Raw genomic sequence first — 17,601 nt, forward strand, 5'->3', positions numbered from 1 at the left:
GGCATCCGTCGCCGTCTCAGTATCCCATGGTGCCTGCGGACGACCTTTCAGGCAGGGCCGCGGTCATCCGAGACTCGAGATGTTCTGCCACCCCGACCCGATCTGCACACTGGTCCCCCAGCCGCCCTTGCCGTTGCCGGGATAGAGGATCATCGCGCCGTCCTGACGGATCGCGAGGATGTCGGGCGTCCCGTCACCGTTGAAGTCTCCAGGGCCGACGATCTTCGTCATCCCACCCCACCCCTTGCCGATCTGGACCATGGTGCCGAATCCGCTCTTGCCGGTCGTCGGATAGAGGCGGAGGGCGCCGTCTGTCGTCCGGGCGAGGAGGTCGCTGCGGCCGTCGCCGGTGAAGTCGCCGGCGTTGATGACCATGTCCACCACACCCCAGCCCTTGCCGATCTGCACCCCGTCGCCCTGGAAGCCGCCGCTGCCGTTGCCGCGGTATAGCATCATCCGTCCGTCCTCGTGGACGCCGATCACATCCGGCTTGCGATCTCCGTCGAAGTCGATGCCGCCGACGATCTGGACGAACGACGACCAGCCGTGGCCGATGCGCGTCCCCTGACCGAAGGCGTTGCCTGCGGCGGGCAGGAGCGTGAGCACTCCGGTGCCGTCGACGCGGGCGAGGTCGGCCCGTCCGTCTCCGGTGAAATCGCCGAGGGAGAAGATCCTGTCGTCGGCTCCCCATCCGGTGGCGAGGGTGCTCGAGGAACGCCAGCCCCCCGAGCCCGTTCCGCCGTAGAGGCGGAGTTCACCGGACTTCGTGAGCGCGACGACGTCGTTGCCCCCGACACCGTCCACGTTGCCGAATCCCGCGGGCAGCGCCCGCGGCTTCGTCACTGCCGGCCCGGCTGATGCCTTGGTCGCCAGATTCTGCCAACCGGACCCCACGTTGCCGACGCTGGCCACGAAGGAGGTCGAGCGTCCTTCGTACGCCATGAGCACGCCGTTCGCGGTGTGCGCGAGCAGGTCCGGCGTCCCGTTCCCGGTGAAGTCGCCGGGGCTGAAGATGGACGTCATCCCAGACCACCCGCTGCCGATCTGCGCCCGGGTCCCCCAGCCGCCGCGGCCGTTGCCCGGGTAGAGGAAGAGTCTGCCGCTGGCGTCCCGCGCGATGAGGTCCGATCGACCGTCGCCGTTCATGTCGACGGCGCCCACGAGCATGCTCATCGTGCTCCAGCCGCTGCCGATGAGAGTGGCCGCCCGGAAGCCGCCCCGACCGTCGCCGGCACGCAGGTACAGTCCGCCCGAAGCGTCGGTCGTGAAGACGTCCGGAACGCCGTCCCCGTTGAAATCGCCGGCGGGGACGATCAGTACGGTACCCGTCCAGTCGCCACCCAGTCGCGTCGGAGCGCTGAGCGTGGTGGTCCCGTCGCCGTAAAGCACGGACGGCACCCCGGACGCGTCGACGGAGAGGAAGTCGCGGTTGCCGTCCCCGGTGAGATCGCCGACGCCGAAGAACGACGTGACGCCGCTCAGGCCCGTCGCCATCTGCACGCGGTTTCCCCACGTCTTCTTGGAGAAGGGATAGCCCCACACGGTGCCTGCGGTGTCGACGCCCACGACGAAGCTCGACGTGTTCGCCGACGAGATCACGGGCGGTGCCGCAGCCGGCTTGCCCTGGGTGGATCCGAACCAGTCGGTGAAGTAGTTGTAGAAGTTCCGGTTGCCGTAAGCGGAGCAGCCGTCACCCGAGCCGTACCCTGCTCGGAGAGCGGCGGCGTTCGGCTGGTACGGCGTGTAGTAGTAGAGGGCCGACGTGGCCTTGTTCGCGATGTACACCGGCGAGGATCCGCAGGCGCTGTTGGGGTTGTAGAGGATGTTCCAGGTCCGCCCCGGCGCGTACCACTGGAACCACTTGCCTTCCATGTAGATCTGCATCTGGCGCGCCGCACCGTAGATCTGGTGGAAGAACCCGATGTAGTTCGGATCGCACGGCGCGGTGTCCGGGCAGCCCTGTCCGAGCGCGATCCGGTAGCGCCAGGCGCTCGGCCACGTGTGCGTCACCAGGCCCTGCTCCTTCTGGAGCATGACGATGAGCACCTGCGGATTGATGTTGCAGGCCTGGGCCACGCGATAGATGATGCGCGCCGCCGACTCGTTCGCCGCGCCCGAGTACCCGCTGCAATACTGGTCACCGGGACGGGTGACGGTGTTCATCCGGAAGTCCTTGAGGCACACGATCGCCTCGTTGTTCTCATCACGCCCGCCGAGGCACCGCGAGACCTTGCTGTTGAAGAAGGTCTGGATCTGCGCTTCGGTCATCGTGCTCTTGTTGGTGAACACGGCGTCGCTGATGATGTTGCCGGGGGTGAACCCGACGAGGGACGTCTTGGCCAGCCCCGTCTGCGCGGGATCGACGGCGGTGCGCGCGATGGTCGGTGCGACGGAGGTCGCGGCGGAGGCGGCGGTGGCGGGGACCACCGTGCCGATCACCAGGGCGGAGGCAGCGAGGAAACAGGTGAGAAGGCGGGTGACCTTCGTGGTGTTTCGAGAGCGTGGGGCACGTCGAGACATGTGACCAGTGTGACGGAAGTTGCGGGATGATGCCACTGTTGCCACGGAAACGCGATCAGCTCCCGGCGTGTCGCGTGGATGCGAAGCTGGCGCTCAGGTGATCAGAGGTCTGCGTGCAGACTCCACACCCGCTCCGCGGCGCTCGCCCATGAGAAGGCCCGCGACCGGTCGGCGGCGAGCACGCGCAGGCGCTCCCTTCCGGCACCCGCCGCTTCCTCGATCGCGTCCGGCAGCGCCTCCTCGGCGACCACCGCTCCCCCGTCGGCGAGGACATCGTGATGACACCCGGACTCCACGGCCACGACGGGGACGCCCAGCGACATCGCTTCCACGGCGCGCCAGGGCCATCCGGTGACGGCGTCGGTGGAGACGAAGACGCGCGCCCCGGCGAGGACGGCGGCGCGGTCCGACACCTCGAGGGTCCCTCGGATGTGCGCGCGACGCTCGGGCAGTCCGGCGGCGGCGGCGATCTCCGCGATACGCGGTTCCGCGCCTTCCGCCGCCCCGATCACCACGGCGTCGAGACCGGCCGCGACCGCCCCGCGGAAACCGGCGGCCAGGGTGTCCTGCGGGCCGGACAGGACGATGTACTCCGACGGCAGGCCGAGTGCGTCGCGCCGCGACGTGGCGTCCGCCGGGAGGACGAGACCCTGGGGCGGAGCGCCGGCGATGACCCGGATGCGGTCGCCGAGCTTCACGAGACCGGAGAGCCGCTGCGCCATGGAATGCGAGGGGACGACCACGGCATCCGCATGCTTCACGGCGCGTCGGAGCATCCCGCGGTGCCAGGCGACGGCGCCCCTGGCCAGTTGGGACGGCGCCTCCCAGGCCCGCAGATCCCACAGCGTGACGGTCGTCTGGTCGTTGTCGTGCACGCGGTCATGACGCACCAGCGGAGCGAGCAGCGTGGGTGCGTGGATGAGGCCGCCGCCGACTCCCGGGGCGATACCGAGCTGCCAGGACGCGGCGAGCTCACGGCGGCCGACCGCGAGGGTGCGCACCTCTCCGATGCCGCGCAGGTCGACGTCCGCCCCCGACGGCACGATCGCGTCGACCGCGCAGTTCGGCGGGGCCGTCTGGACGAGGCCGGCGGCGAGATCTCGCGATGCCGCCGCCTGATCCGGATCGACGACGTGCACGAGCTGATCCAGAACAACACGCAGTCGAGCACCCATGCGATCAGGCTAACCGCGGGATGCCGACGGCCCCGGGAGCGCATCACCTGTCCACACCGCTACTCAGCGTTCCCACAGCATCGGGAGCGCGGCAGGCAGCTTCGCCGTGCTTGAATGCCAGGGTGAGCGATGGTCGCCTTCCCGTCCGCCGCCGATGGGTCGGGTGGACCGTCGGCCTCGTCCTCGTGTTCCTCGTCCTCGCGCTGGGCTGGGTCACGGTGCGCGGCATCGGCGCGGTCGACAACCTCCAGCAGATCGCGAAAGCGACCAGTCAGCTCAAGCAGTCCATCGCCGACGGCGATCTCGATGGAGCAGCCCCGATCGCCGCCCGCATCTCCCGCAACGCGGAGTCGGCCCGATCGCTGACGGGAGACCCGATCTGGCAGGCCTTCGGTGTGCTGCCCTGGATCGGCCCGAACTTCCGCGCGGTGAGCGACGTCGCCGAGATCGCCGACGACGTCTCCACGGACGCCCTCGGTCCGCTGCTCGACGTCGCCGACGACGTCGACCTCACGAGCCTCGGCTTCGCGGGCGGGGCGATCGACCTCGCCCCTTTCGCCGCCGTCGAGAAGCCGCTCGGTACCGCGAGCGCGGCGTTGACCGTGGCGGAGGAGCGGGCTCGCCGCATCGACGCCGACGCCACCCTTCCGCCGCTCGCTGACGCGGTGCGGGAGATGCGCGGCGCCGTCACCCAGGCCGCCACCGCGGTCGGCGCGCTGCACGGCGCCTCCGTCCTTCTGCCGACCATGCTCGGCGGCGAGGGCCCGCGCACCTACGTCCTCGCGATGCAGAACAACGCAGAGCTGCGGTCAGCGGGGGGCATCATCGGCTCGATCGCACTCCTGCACGCGGAGAACGGCAAGGTCACGCTGCAACGGCAGGCGTCGACGCGCGACTTCCCCCCGCTGGACACGGCGCTGCCGCTCAGCGACAGCACCGTCGCGCTCTTCGAGGACCGCCCCGGCCGCTATCTGCAGAACATCACCAGCATCCCCGACTTCCGTGAAGCGGGCCAGACCATCGCCGCCCGGTGGGAGGGACGCTACGGGGGGAAGGTCGACGGGGTGATCGCGGTGGATGCCGTGGTCGCCGCACACCTCATGCGAGCCACCGGGGATCTCTCCTTCGGGCCCTTCACGGCGACTGCGGACACCGTGACCGACCTGCTCCTCTCGGAGATCTACGCGGCGATCCCCGATCCCGCGGCTCAGGACGCGATCTTCGCCCAGGCCGCCGGCGGACTGTTCTCGGCCGCTCTGTCTCACGCGGAGCCGCAGGCCCTCGTCCGTGCTCTCTCCGACGCCGCCGGCGAAGGCCGCATCCGGATCTGGAGCGCGCACGAGTCGGAGGAGTCACTCCTCGCCGCCAGCGCGCTCGGCGGCGCCATGCCGCACGACGACGAGGACGCCGCAGTGGTCGGCGTCCTGATCAACGACGGGACCGGCGGGAAGATGGACTACTACACCCGCGCCTCGATCGCGACGGCGGTGGGGACCTGCGCGGGGGCGCCGACGACCCAGGTGCGCGTCACGTGGTCGAACACAGCCCCTGCCGACGCCGCCACCTCTCTGCCTCCGTACGTCACCGGCGACGGCATCTACGGCGTACCGGCCGGCAGCGTGCGCACCCTGATCGCCGTCTACGGTCCGGAAGGTGCCCTGCCGTCGCATATCGACCGGGACGGCACGGAGGAGGGCGTGCAGACGACGACCATCGGCGATCGCTCCGTGGTGCAGCACGAGGTGCTCCTCGCCCCCGGCGCCTCCACCACGATCACCGTGGAGTTCCAGGGCGACGGCGCCGGAGCGCGCCTCACCGAGGTGCAGCACACCCCGTTGATCGTCGGCCCGAAGCTGACCCGCGACACCCTGCAGTGCGGCTCGTGACAATCGCCGACGGATGAGGTACTGTCATCTCACTGGGGAATAACCGGGGTCCGTGAACCTGCCGTGGGGGCAGAGGGCCTCGCGCAGTCGGACGCAGGGGTGTGTCCGGAGGCGATTCCGCGTGAAATTCTGGGGAGAAATCATGCTGAAGAAACTGGCTGCCATCAGCCTTACCGCTGGCGCGCTCATCCTGGCCGCGCCGACCGTCGCCTCTGCGGCGCCGAGCGACTCCTATCCCTCGCCTCCGGGCGCAAAGGTGGGCGACGCGATCATCGACACCTGTGAGGTCTCGACCGTCGCCTTCGGCGCCGGGTACTTCGAGCCGTCTGAAACCGTCGGCGTGTCCGTCTCGGGGCAGAACGCAGGCGCCGCCGCCATCTCGGGCAACACCGCCGCATCCGACGGCAGCCTGACGGTCACGTTCCGCCCGCCCTCCGACGGCCAGGGCTCCTACGCCCTCGACTTCGCCGGTTCCCGGGCCTACACCGCCACGGTGACGGTGTCGCACGGGAACGCCGCTGCCTCGAGCTGCGACCACGATCCCGGCACCGCCGCACCCGCCGGGACCGAGCTTCCGCTCACCGGCGGCACGGAGCTCGCCCTCACCGGTGGATCGGTTTCGCCCTGGATCATCGGCGGCGGGGCAGTCGCTCTGGTCGCCGGTGGTGGCCTCGTCGCCGTCGGAGCCGCGCGCCGCAAGCGCGCCTGAGTCGCGCGCCGCACGCGCGCCTGAGCCAGGTCGCCGCCTTGCGCGGTGGCCGGCTGGACGACGGTGATCCCTCCCCCTCCGATCACCGTCGTCTGGCGAATCCGGTCATGCACCGGACGGCCCACGGGCGATGTTCCCGGGAACATCGCCCGTGGGCCGCGTCGTTCCCTGCGGACTCAGGGAGTGGGAACGGGGGTCTCCGTCGGCGGGTGCAGCTTCTGCTGCAGCAGCTCGTGGATGAAGTCGTAGTTCGGCTCGAACTCGTCGACGCCGTTCTCCGGTGTCAGTTCGACGGTCTGGACCGGCTGCTCCTTGGCCTTCAGCATGAGGTCGAAGAACTCCGGCAGCTTGCCCTGCGGAAGATCGGTGCTGATGAGTGCCGTGCCCGCAGCGGCCACCTCGTTGAAGCGGGTGAGGACGGTCTGCGGAGTGAACTGGGCGAGGATCGCCTCCTGCAGTTCGCGCTGCCGCTTCATGCGGTCCCAGTCGCTGGTCGTGTACCGCGAGCGGGCGTACCACTGGGCGGTGTCGCCGTCCATGTGCTGCTGCCCGGGTTCGATCCAGCCGATCGCCCATTCGTTCACGTCCGTGCCGGACCAGCCCTCTGGCGGGCCGCCCTTGGGCAGGCGCTCTGTGACGGTGATGTCGACGCCGCCGAGGGCATCCACGAGGTCGGCGAAGCCGTGCATGTCGACGAAGACGTAGTACGGGATCTCGATGCCGAGCACGCCCTCCGCGGCATCCTTGGTCGCCTCGATACCCGGCGCCGAGCCCGTGGCCTCCGCGTCCGGATAGAGCCCGGTCCCCTTGTCCTCCCGGCATACCTCCGCGGCGTTGCGGACGTGGTTCATCCACCCGTTCCAGCCGCAGGTGGACGACCCGTGGCCCTGGAAGCCGTCGGGATAGAGCTCTTGCATCGGGCTGCCGTCGCTGAAGGGCGCATGCGGGAGCTCACGCGGGATTCCGGTGATGGTCACTGCTCCGGTCTCGGCGTTGACCGAGACGACGGAGATGCTGTCGAAACGCATCGAGTCGCGGCCGTCCCCGCTGTCCGCACCGAGCAGCAGGATGTTGTAGTAGCCGTCGCTGGGCGGGAGGCTCGGGCCGCTCTGCCCGAAGATCGTCCCGACACTGCCGCGCACGGAGCCCACCGCGGTGGCCGCGTAGCCCATGACGCCTCCGACCAGCCCCAGCAGGACGAGCGCGACGACCGGAACGAGGAAGCGCGACGGCGCGGGGACCTTGACCAGGCGGACGAGGCGGAGCGTGTCGAAGGTGAGGACGATCCAGAGGACCACGACTCCCACGAGCAGCACCTGCACGAGCGTGAGCAGGGCCGCCGATACGAAGCCGCCACCGATCGTGAGCCAGAGGAAGACGGGGCGGGCGAACAGCACCAACCCGACGGTGACGATGGCCAGGAACCACGTCGACAGGGTGACGCCGAGTCCGAATCTTCCCAAGCGTCGATTGCCCGCCAGGACCTGCGCGGACCCCGGCAGCAGGAAGTTGAGACCGACGAGCCACCAGGCGCGTTTCGACATGAGCCCGGCATCGGCCGCATCCGGGTGTCGCAGCGGCCGCGTCTCGATGAGCGGACGTCGCGTCGCGCGCGGGGGCGCAAGGGTCACAGCGAGCCCTTCAGCCGATCGTTCTTCTCCTCGACCTGGGCCTCGAGGTCGGCGGCGTAAGCCTCGACACGGTCGGCCAGCTCGTCGTCCGCGGCACCGAGGATCCGGGCCGCGAGCAGACCCGCGTTGCGCGCGCCGCCGATCGACACCGTCGCGACCGGGATGCCCGCGGGCATCTGCACGATCGACAGCAGCGAGTCCATGCCGTCCAGGTACGCGAGCGGCACGGGGACCCCGACGACGGGAAGTGCCGTCATCGACGCGAGCATGCCCGGAAGGTGGGCGGCACCGCCGGCGCCGGCGATGATGACACGCAGGCCGCGAGCCCGGGCTTCCCGCGCATAGGACATGAGCTTGTCCGGCGTGCGGTGCGCCGACACGACCTCGACCTCGTGGGGGATCCCGAAGTCGGTGAGCGCCTGGGACGCGTCGCTCATGACGCGCCAATCGGAGTCGGATCCCATGACGACGCCGACCAGAGGGACGGCGGAGGAGTGCAGTGGCTCGGTCACCAGATCAGGCTACGGTCTCGCGCTGGGAGAACACCCGAGCGGCACACGTCTTTTCCCGTGCGCCGCCACGGGAATCCTCAGACGAAAGCGGCCGCAGCGGCCCTGGCCACGTACACCGCGTCGTCGAGGTCGTCCCCTGCGACGTTGACGTGGCCCACCTTGCGCCCGGGGCGCGGTGCCTTGCCGTACGTGTGGATCTTGGCGTCCGGGTGCGCGGCCATCGCCGCCTCGAAACGGTCACCCAGCGTGCCCTCCGCGGGGCCTCCGAGGATGTTCACCATGACCGCCCAGGCCGCACGAGGCTGAGTGTCCCCCAGAGGCAGATCCGCCACGGCACGCAGGTGCTGCTCGAACTGTCCGGTGACGGCGCCGTCCTGGCTCCAGTGCCCGCTGTTGTGCGGACGCATCGCGAGCTCGTTCACGAGGATGCGCTCGTCGTCCGTCTCGAAGAGCTCAACTGCGAGCATCCCGGTCACGCCGAGGCCCTCCGCGATGCGACGCCCGATGTCCTCGGCGACCTCGGCGAGACGCTCGGTCGCCGCAGGCGCCGGGGCGATCACCTCGGCGCAGACGCCATCGCGTTGCACGGTCTCGACGACCGGATACGGGATCATCTCTCCGCCGGGTCGGCGCGCGACCTGCTGGGCAAGCTCGCGGACGAAGGGGACGAGCTCCTCGGCGAGCAGGGCGTCGGAGCCCTCGAGCGCATCGAGCCAGTCCTGCGCCTCGGCACCGGAGCGCACGACCCGCACGCCCTTGCCGTCGTATCCGCCCCGCGGCGTCTTGACCACCGCGGCACCGTCGTGCTCGTCGAGGAAGCGCTGCAGGTCTTCGGCGGAACGGACCGGCGCCCACTCCGGCTGCGGCACGCCGAGCTCTGCCAAGCGGGCGCGCATGACGAGCTTGTCCTGGGCGAACTGGAGGGCATCTGGTCCGGGATGCACCGCGATCCCCTCGGCGACGAGGGCGCGGAGCACCTCCTGCGGTACATGCTCATGGTCGAACGTGAGGACGTCGACGTCGGCGGCGAACGCGCGCACGGTGTCGAGGTCCCGGTAGTCGCCGACCGCTGTGGCGGCCAGGCCGGCGGCCATGCCCTCCTCCTCGGCGAGCACCCGCAGTTCGAGACCGAGCTCGACCGCCGGAGCGATCATCATCCGTGCCAGCTGTCCTCCGCCGATCACGCCCACACGCAGCGCCATGTGCCGCCTCCATTCGTCATGCCCATTCTTCCGCACGCTCGCTGGTCCGGGGAACGGCGAAGCGAACGGTCCGCGAGGCGGCCGCGAGTTCACGCTCAGGCGAACTCGTCGCCGCTCGCCTGGGCGTCGCGATGGGCGAGGATCTGGCCGACCTCGATCTGATCCGCGAGCGTCTCGTGCACGAGGGTGACGTTCGGGACGTTCACGAGACGGAGAGGTGCGTCCACGCCGTTCGAGAGCGTGATGGTGCCGCAACCCCACATCCGCTGCAGCGGACCCCGGCGGACGCCGATCGTGTAGCCGCGGGCGTGCGACATCTCGCGGCGGTTGCGCGCGCCCAAGCCCTGGGCTGCGATGACGCGACGGGTGGTGATCGTCGTCGTCCGCGAGTACCAGACGACGAAGGGGATCACGACGGCGACGAGGACGACGACTCCGGCGGCGGCGAGCAGTATCCAGTCCTCGAAGCCGATCGGAAGGTTGCCGTAGAAGTAGGCGGTGGCCCCGAAGGTGGCGATGAGCACGAGCGCCGACCAGAAGAGCCGACGAGCGTGGCCGCGGAAGCGCGCGATGAGCAGCTCCTCGGCGGGAGTGCCGGGCGGCGGCATCAGCGGGCGTCCGCCGAGCGTCACGGGCTGGGTCACACCCCCATTGTGCCCGCGATCGCCGACAACACCGTCCGTGAGACGGCGTGTCCCCGCGTCACGCGGGCCGGACGTGCACGACGTCACCCGCGGAGACCGCGTGCACCGTCCCCTCCGCCGCGACGAGCAGACGCCCCTCGTCGTCGATGCCGACGGCCACGCCCTCGAGCAGGGACCCGCCGGGGAGCGAGACGCGCACGGCTTGTCCGACCGTCGCGCACCGCGCGGTCACCGCCGCATGCAGACCGCTCGCGGTCGCGTCGTCCGCCGCGGCGAGCGCGCGGAGGTGGCCGTCGAGCGCCGACACGTAGGAACGGAGCAGCTCGTCCTCGTCGACGACGACCCCCTGTACCGCGAAGGAGGTGGCCGTGGGAACCGGAAGCTGCGATGCGGTCATGGCGGTGTTGACGCCTGCCCCGACGATCACGGCCGTCGGCGTGGCCTCGGCCAGGATGCCGCAGATCTTCCGGCTGTCGACGAGGACGTCGTTCGGCCACTTGAGGACGACGGTGGCATCAGGAAGCTGTGCGGCGACGGCCTCGGCCATGGCCGCCCCGGCGGCGAGCGGGATCCAGCCTCGCGCCGCCGGCTCGGCAGGCAGATCGCGGAGGAGGACGCTCACCGCGAGCGCCGAACCCGCCGGGGCCACCCACCGGCGATCCAGCCGCCCCCGTCCGGCCGTCTGGTGCCGGGTCAGGAGGACCGAGAGGTGCGGCCAGGCGTCGGCGTCGTCCGCGTTTCTCCGCAGGTCGGCGTTCGTCGATCCGGTCGCGTCGGCGACCTCGAGACGCGGTACGAGCGCGGCGGAGCGCGGGAAGTCACTGCTCATGCGTCCTCGTCGTCCGCCTCGTCGTCGTCATCATCCGCATCACCGCGGACGGCACCGATCTCCCGGTCGCGCCACCGCTCCCACTCCCCCATGAGCCGGTCGACGGCGGCGTGGAACTTCTGCGTCGCCACGCCGGGGGTCGTGTCGCCGAAGTAGTGGCGCACCCACATCTGCAGGCGCGCGACGGCCGCTTCGTCCTTCCGCACGCGCTCGACCTCGGCGACGATGTCGTCCGCCGCCTCCGCGGACAGCCATTCGCAGTCGGAGAGGTAGCCGGTGGTGTCGACGGCGGCCTCTTCGTCGACAGGGCGCGTGATCATGAGCGGCTTTCCCGCCGCGAGGCGGTCGTACACCATGGCCGAGATGTCCACGACGGCGACGTCGGCGGCAGCGAGCTGCCAGCCGAGCTCGGGGCCGTCGTCGTACACGTGCTGCGCGGTCGGGTCGGCCGCGTTCGCGGCAGAGATGGCCGCGACGATGCGGCGATGCGCCGCCCCGTACGCCTCGTCGACGACACCGCTGCGCGGATGCGGGCGGTAGATGACCCGGTGCTCGCCCGTCGCGAGCAGTCGCGCCACCAGGCGCTCGCCGTGCGAGGCGATGGAGCCGTAATGCGCGCTGGGACGATCGCCTTCCCACGTCGGGGCGTAGAGGACGACGAGACGGTCGTCCGGTGTGTACGGGAGCGAGCCGGAGTAGTGGTCCGCCTGGGGGCGTCCGATCTCGATCGTCCGGCTCTCCACGTCGTAGTCCCATAGCGTCCGCGACAGCCGATCCCTGGCCGCCTGACCGGCGACGAAGGCGTAGTCGTAGGCCTTGTACTGATTCGTGGTCATGTACATCTTGTCGGACTCGCCGTGGTTGATGAACACATGCCAGCGACGGCCGTACCGGAACATCTGGAAGTTACGGGTGTTCTGATTCACGTAGAGGACCACCCGGATGTCCTGTGTGGCGAGGAAGCGCTCGAGGTCGCGCACCTTCGGCACGAACGCGACGGGCGGGCCGTCCTCCTCCAGCAGCTTCTCCGCGCCGGTCGCCTGGCGCGCCAGCACCACCACGGGCCACCGCTCGGCGAGCGCGGCCAATGGGCGGTACCACTGCCGCATCTGGTACATGTTGACCGCGCCGTCGGCGAAGTACACGGCGACCCGGAAGTGATCTGCCGGATACGGCACCTGATCCGCCAGCCGGCGGCGGACACGCTGCACCGCGGAGCGCGAAGCGAGCGCCCGTCGCAGGAGACGGTAGGCCTTCTTCGCGTCAGACAGTGCACCCATCCCTCCAGGATAGTTCGTCCGCTCCCGGCTCCCGCCGAGCCTCGACGACCGCGCTCTGCCTGGGAGAGAGGGGCGGGAGCGGCGTGACATGATCGACGTGTGCCAGCCAACGGATCCCCCGCCCCCGTCACCGGGGTGTCCTTCGTGATGCCGGTGCTCAACGAACGCGCCTACCTGGAGCACGCGGTCGCGTCGGTGCTCGCTCAGGAGGTCGGGGTTCCGGCCGAGCTCGTCCTCGCGCTGGGCCCGTCGTCGGACGGCACCACGGCCCTCGCCCGCCGACTGGCCGCCGCCGACGACCGGATACGCCTCGTGGACAACCCCGCCGCGCACATCCCCGTCGGACTCAACGCCGCGATCCGGGCCAGCCGCTACCCCACCGTCATCCGGGTCGATGCGCACTCCGAGCTCGCCCCCGGCTACGCGGCCCGTGCTCTGCAGACGCTGCAGCGCACGGGGGCGGCCAACGTCGGCGGCGTGATGCACGCCGACGGTCGCACTCCCTTCCAGAAGGCCGTCGCCCGGTTGTACAACTCCCCCGTCGGCCTGGGCGGGGGTGCGTATCACGGCGGCCGCGTCGAGGGCGAGGCGGAATCCGCCTACCTCGGCGTGATGCGGCGGGAGGTGCTCGATGAGGTCGGCTTGTTCGACGAGACGATCCGCCGCGGCGAGGACTGGGAGCTGAACCTGCGCATCCGTCAGGCCGGCCACCGGGTGTGGTTCGATCCCGAGCTGTCGGTGACCTACTGGCCCCGGGAGAGCTGGCTGCGGCTGGCCAGACAGTTCCGCGCGACCGGGGCCTGGCGAGGTGAGCTGGTGCGCCGTTTCGGCCGCCGCAACGGTCTGCGCTACTTCGCCCCGCCGGTGCTCCTGCTGTTCGTCGTGCTCGCCGTCGTCCTCGGCATCCTGCAGCTCACCGGCGCGGTGTCCGGCACCGCCTCGCTCATCGCCTCGGGCCTGGTCTACGTGCCGCTCGGGCTCTACGTGCTTCTCGTGGTCGGCGTGGCTCTCGCGCCGGGCGGAGGCGGCGTGCGGCAACGCCTGTGGACGCTCCTCGCGCTGCCCACGATGCACCTCTCGTGGGGCCTCGGTTTCCTCGGCGGCGTGCTGCGCGGAGCCGGCGACACGGTGGACGCGTCGCGGCTCGGCACGCGGAACACTCCCCTGCCCTGAACGCCGACGGCTACGGGGTGACGAATCCGAGGTCGAGGATCCGGTCGACCACCCGCTGCGCGGCCCGGCCGTCGTCGAGTGCGTTGAACTGCCGCTGCCACGCGGCATAGCGCTCCGCGTACCGTTCCCGGTGGCCCTGGTCGTCCAGCGCGGCCACGAGCTCGTCCTGCGTACGGACCAACGGGCCCGGCGCGCGTTCCGCGAGATCGAAGTAGAAGCCGCGGAGCTGACCGCGATAGTGGTCGAGGTCGGGCACGAGGAAGTACATCGGCTTGCCGGTCACCGAGAAGTCGAACATGACCGAGGAGTAGTCCGTGACGAGGGCGTCGGCCGCGAGCAGGAGCAGCGACGTCTCGGGGTACCCCGTCACGTCGATCACCCGCGCGCCGGCACGGTCCCTGCCCTCCCCCAGCGTGCGCGAGTGACCGCGCACGAGCACGACGGCGTTCGTCTGCCGCGCCAGGAGCTCCGGATCGACGAAGTCGACCATCTCCGCACGGTCGTCACGCCAGGTCGGGGCGTAGAGCAGCACGCGTTCGTCGGCTCCGATGCCGAGCGCCGCGCGCACGGCGACCGGATCCCCGGTGCGCAGCGCATCGTTGCGCGGATAGCCGTCGACCCAGATCGGCCGCCCGAAGAACGCGTAGGCCTTGCGGAGGATGCGCGCGGAATAGGTGTTCTGCGCCAGCAGCACGTCCCACCGCCGGGACTCCTTGACCACCGCCGCCATCCGCCGGGGGTCGAACCCCGGGCGGTGCAGCGCCAGACGCTTGAGGGGCGTGCCGTGCCAGGTCTGCAGCACCTTCTGCCCGGGCTTACGCGCGAAGCGACGGCGCAGCCAGTCGTTCACGATGAGCAGTCGTGCAGCACCGCGTGCGCGCCACCATTCCGGGCTGCCCTCGATGACCGCTATCGCGCCGTCCGGCACCTCGACCGACAGGTCGGCGACGCTCCAGTACCGGCGCACCTGCGGAGCACGCCGCGCCAGCTCCCGGTCGATGGCGCGGGGGTTGCACCCGACGCTCCGGCCGTAGAAGCTCTCGAAGAACACGGCGTTCTCCGTCCCGCCGGTCTGCGCCACATAGCGCTCCTCGAGCGTCGAGCGCCCTTCTGCCGTGTCATACACGGGATCGACGGGTGCTGCGATGCGGACGACCGCACCTTCGACGGCGATCCGCACTCCGGGGAGCAGGACCGGCGCGAGACGCAGCTCCGCCAGATCGGCGCCGCCGATGCGTAGCTCGTACTCGCCTGATGGCAAGGGCAGCTCCGGGCCACCCCACCGGGATGCGCGGAGCGCGAACGTCGCCTTCCAGGTCTTCCCCCCACCGGTGACGCGGGCTTCCACCCGCGCCCGCGGTCCGGCGAGCTCGGCACTCTCCGGACGCTGCCCGGTCCCTGCGATGACCAGCGCCTGTGCCGTGTCATCGATGCGGGCCGTCGTCATGCTGCTCCCTTCGGCGCGGGGATCCCCCGCGCGCGGATCGTCCGGTATACCCGACGAGTGTTCTGGCCGTCACGGAACGCGTGCATCTCCGCGCTGAGCGTAGCGGAACGTCGGGCAGCCTCGTCGAACGCGGCGGGGTCGCCGAGCAGCGACGCCAGCCGGACGAGCGCCGCCTCCCATCCCGTCGCGACGCCTGACGCGGCGACTTCCTCGAAGCGCCCGTAGAAGCCGCGGGTGCGGGCGTACTCCCGCACATCGGGTGCGAGGAAGACGACCGGCATGTCCAGGAGCCCCACGTCGTAGGCGAGCGAGGAGTAGTCGGTGATGAGGACGTCGACCGCGGCCAGCACCGGAGTGACGTCGCTGACCGCCGTGCTGGGCAGCGCGCGCACTCGCTTCGTCGGCAGCGGCGGCGTGTAGCTGCCGTCACCGAGCGGATGCGAGCGCACGAGGAGGACGGCGTCGTGTTCCTCCAGCACCCGGATGATCTGCGTCCATTCCTCGGCCGTCGGCACGGAGGGGTCCGGGGCGCCGTCCCGCCACGTCGGCGCGTAGAGGACCACTCGTCCGGCGTCGCCGATCGCGCCCACGGACTCCGCGAGCTGGGCTTGTGCGTGCGCGCGGCGTTCCTGGGGTGTGCCGATCGACAGCACATCGACGCGGGGCTCCCCCGTGACCACGACCTGGCCGTCGCCCAGCGCGAACGCGGACTCGAGGCGTGCCCTGGCCCGGTGCGAGGCGGCGGGCAGCACGCGGATCCGTTGCGCGGCGCCGCGGTACAGCAGCCCGACGAGGCGCCGGAGGATCGGTGCGCCGGGGACGGCGGGCACCTGCGTGGTGGCCGGCGAGTCGAGGCCGATCCGCTTGAGCGGGATGCCGTGCCAGAGCTGCACGACGAAGGCGCCACCGTTGCCATAGCGGTTCACGTCGCCGAGGCCGTGCGTCACGATCAGCACGCCGGCACGGGCGGTCGCCCACCATCCGCGGAGCCCGCCCCGCGGGACGGTCCGCAGGCCGAGGGCTTCGGCGTCGGCCGCTTCGCGCGCCGATCCGGTCAGCCAGAGGGTGTCATGCCCCTCCCCTGCCGCATACCGCTGCAGGGCCAGAGCGCCGTCGCCGACGCCGGCGCCGCATCCGAAGACCCAGCGCCGACCGCGCGGCACGACGAGGGTGCCCAGGCGACCGAGGGCGTACAGCGGGATCCGGAGCAGCTTGGCCGCGTTGCCGGTGCCGAAAGAGAAGGACGCCACCCGGCGAGCCTATCGCGCGGGTGGCGTCCTTCTCTGACCGTCGGGATCAGCCGGCGAGCGTGCCGAGCGTCACCTCGATCTCGCTCTGCTTGCCGTTGCGGACGTAGGTCACGTCGGCCTTGCTGTCGGCCGCCGCCGCCCGCACCTGCGCGGTCAGGTCGGTCGCGCTCGTGATGGGCACCCCGTTGAAGCTCGTCACGACGTCGCCGGCCTGGAGACCGGCAGCTGCGGCCGCGCCCCCATCGGTGACCTCGGCGATGTACGCACCGGCCTCGGTCGCGCCCTCGACGCCGGAGGCGTCACGGACCGACGCGCCCAGCAGGCCGTGGGTGGCCGCGCCGTCGGCGATGATCTCGTCGGCGACGCGCTCGGCGATGTTCGACGGGATGGCGAAGCCGATGCCGATCGAGCCCGACTCCTCGGAGCTCCCCGAGCTCGCAATCGCGACGTTGATGCCGATCAGCTCGCCCTTGCTGTTGACGAGGGCGCCACCCGAGTTGCCGTGGTTGATCGCCGCGTCCGTCTGGATCACCGCGATCGAGATCGACTCGGTGGCCTGCTGCCCGCTGTTGCCGGGGAGATCGAACTGGAACGGCCCCTCGCCCTGGCCGTCCTCCGGCGCCTGCTCCTGCGGGGCATCCTCGGACGAGGAGTCCGGCAGAGCGGAGGAGGCGATCTGGATGCTGCGGTTCAGTGCGCTCACGATGCCGGTGGTGACCGAGTTCGCCAGTCCCAGCGGGGCGCCGAGGGCTACGGCGGTGTCGCCGACGTTCAGCTTCGACGAATCTGCGAACGTGATCGGGGTCAGGCCCTCGGCGTCGGTGAGCTTGATCACCGCGAGATCGTAGATGGGGTCGGTGCCGACCACGGTCGCATCGTAGATGCGGCCATCGGAGGTCGTGACCCGGATCGTCGGGTCTGCCGCCGCCCCGCCGAGCGTGACGACGTGCGTGTTGGTGAGGACGTAGCCGTCCTTGCTGATGATGACGCCCGAGCCGCTGCCGGCCTCCTGGGAGCCGGCGACTTCGATGGTCACGACAGAGGGAAGAGCCTCGGTCGCGACCGCGGTGGTCTCGTTGACCGAGCCGGGGTTGTTCACCGTGACGGTCTGCGGTCCCTGCGCCGACCCGGAGGACGGCGAGTCCTGCAGCCCGGTGAGCAGCGCGCCGCCGCCGAAACCGGCGACGCCACCGACGAGGGCGGCAGCGACGATGAACGCCGCGACGCGGGTGCCGCCGCGTGACTTCTCCTTCGTGGCGGCGGGGGCCGGCTCAGCCGGAGGCACCGTGCCGTCGAGCGGGCGGGTGTCCTGCGCCGGGACGCCGAATGCGGCGCCGGGCGGC

General features: G+C 70.8%; 14 protein-coding genes. 3 read left to right on the forward strand and 11 right to left on the reverse strand.

Features of this window, described 5'->3' with window-relative positions; all coding sequences use genetic code 11:
* Positions 1–63: 63 nt before the first annotated feature.
* Both DW296_RS01090 and DW296_RS01095 read right to left on the reverse strand, forming a co-directional pair.
* A complete protein-coding gene (locus tag DW296_RS01090) occupies positions 64–2,520 on the reverse strand; it encodes an FG-GAP-like repeat-containing protein (protein ID WP_136050723.1) in 2,457 nt (818 codons plus the stop codon).
* Positions 2,521–2,621: 101 nt separating this feature from the next.
* On the reverse strand, positions 2,622–3,695 hold the full coding sequence (locus tag DW296_RS01095) for a glycosyltransferase (RefSeq protein WP_136050724.1): 1,074 nt from the start codon (positions 3,693–3,695) through the stop codon (positions 2,622–2,624).
* A gap of 122 nt (positions 3,696–3,817) precedes the next feature.
* Here DW296_RS01095 and DW296_RS01100 point away from each other — a divergent pair, with 122 nt between their 5' ends.
* Together DW296_RS01100 and DW296_RS01105 are read left to right on the forward strand one after the other, a co-directional pair.
* A complete protein-coding gene (locus DW296_RS01100) occupies positions 3,818–5,581 on the forward strand; it encodes a DUF4012 domain-containing protein (protein WP_136050725.1) in 1,764 nt (587 codons plus the stop codon).
* A 142-nt stretch (positions 5,582–5,723) separates the two neighbouring features.
* The gene (locus DW296_RS01105; protein ID WP_085607080.1) at positions 5,724–6,290 is read left to right on the forward strand and encodes a hypothetical protein; all 567 of its coding nucleotides are present in this window, start codon (positions 5,724–5,726) and stop codon (positions 6,288–6,290) included.
* Positions 6,291–6,466: 176 nt separating this feature from the next.
* Here DW296_RS01105 and DW296_RS01110 read toward each other — a convergent pair whose 3' ends face one another.
* The 6 genes from DW296_RS01110 to DW296_RS01135 form a co-directional block, all read right to left on the reverse strand.
* Positions 6,467–7,921 (reverse strand): LCP family protein, encoded by a 1,455-nt coding sequence (locus DW296_RS01110; RefSeq protein ID WP_136050726.1) that lies wholly within the window; start codon positions 7,919–7,921, stop codon positions 6,467–6,469.
* Positions 7,918–8,385: a 5-(carboxyamino)imidazole ribonucleotide mutase gene (gene purE, locus DW296_RS01115; protein WP_060922793.1), complete on the reverse strand. Its 468-nt coding sequence runs from the start codon at positions 8,383–8,385 to the stop codon at positions 7,918–7,920. The genes DW296_RS01110 and purE overlap by 4 nt, the downstream gene beginning before the upstream one ends.
* Positions 8,386–8,510: 125 nt before the next feature.
* A complete protein-coding gene (locus DW296_RS01120) occupies positions 8,511–9,635 on the reverse strand; it encodes a 5-(carboxyamino)imidazole ribonucleotide synthase (protein WP_136050727.1) in 1,125 nt (374 codons plus the stop codon).
* Positions 9,636–9,730: 95 nt separating this feature from the next.
* Positions 9,731–10,243, reverse strand: coding sequence for a PH domain-containing protein (locus tag DW296_RS01125; protein WP_136050733.1), 513 nt, complete (start codon positions 10,241–10,243; stop codon positions 9,731–9,733).
* 94 nt (positions 10,244–10,337) lie between these two features.
* Positions 10,338–11,108 (reverse strand): biotin--[acetyl-CoA-carboxylase] ligase, encoded by a 771-nt coding sequence (locus tag DW296_RS01130; protein WP_136050728.1) that lies wholly within the window; start codon positions 11,106–11,108, stop codon positions 10,338–10,340.
* Complete coding sequence (locus DW296_RS01135; RefSeq protein ID WP_136050729.1) at positions 11,105–12,388, reverse strand: CDP-glycerol glycerophosphotransferase family protein; 1,284 nt, start codon at positions 12,386–12,388, stop codon at positions 11,105–11,107. The genes DW296_RS01130 and DW296_RS01135 overlap by 4 nt, the downstream gene beginning before the upstream one ends.
* Before the next feature lie 147 nt (positions 12,389–12,535).
* Between DW296_RS01135 and DW296_RS01140 the strand changes: the two genes are divergently transcribed.
* On the forward strand, positions 12,536–13,561 hold the full coding sequence (locus DW296_RS01140; RefSeq protein ID WP_136050734.1) for a glycosyltransferase: 1,026 nt from the start codon (positions 12,536–12,538) through the stop codon (positions 13,559–13,561).
* A gap of 10 nt (positions 13,562–13,571) precedes the next feature.
* On the opposite strand, the gene DW296_RS01145 is transcribed toward DW296_RS01140, so the two are convergent.
* The 3 genes from DW296_RS01145 to DW296_RS01155 form a co-directional block, all read right to left on the reverse strand.
* Complete coding sequence (locus DW296_RS01145; RefSeq protein ID WP_136050730.1) at positions 13,572–15,008, reverse strand: CDP-glycerol glycerophosphotransferase family protein; 1,437 nt, start codon at positions 15,006–15,008, stop codon at positions 13,572–13,574.
* Positions 15,005–16,258, reverse strand: a complete 1,254-nt coding sequence (locus tag DW296_RS01150; protein ID WP_136050731.1) for a CDP-glycerol glycerophosphotransferase family protein — start codon at positions 16,256–16,258, stop codon at positions 15,005–15,007. Before DW296_RS01150 ends, DW296_RS01145 begins: the two co-directional genes overlap by 4 nt.
* 46 nt (positions 16,259–16,304) lie before the next feature.
* Positions 16,305–17,601: S1C family serine protease (locus DW296_RS01155; RefSeq protein WP_136050732.1), on the reverse strand; the 1,297-nt coding region annotated here is incomplete at its 5' end.

The sequence above is a fragment of the Microbacterium sp. K36 genome (genome assembly GCF_004794355.1).
Lineage (GTDB): Bacteria > Actinomycetota > Actinomycetes > Actinomycetales > Microbacteriaceae > Microbacterium > Microbacterium paraoxydans_D.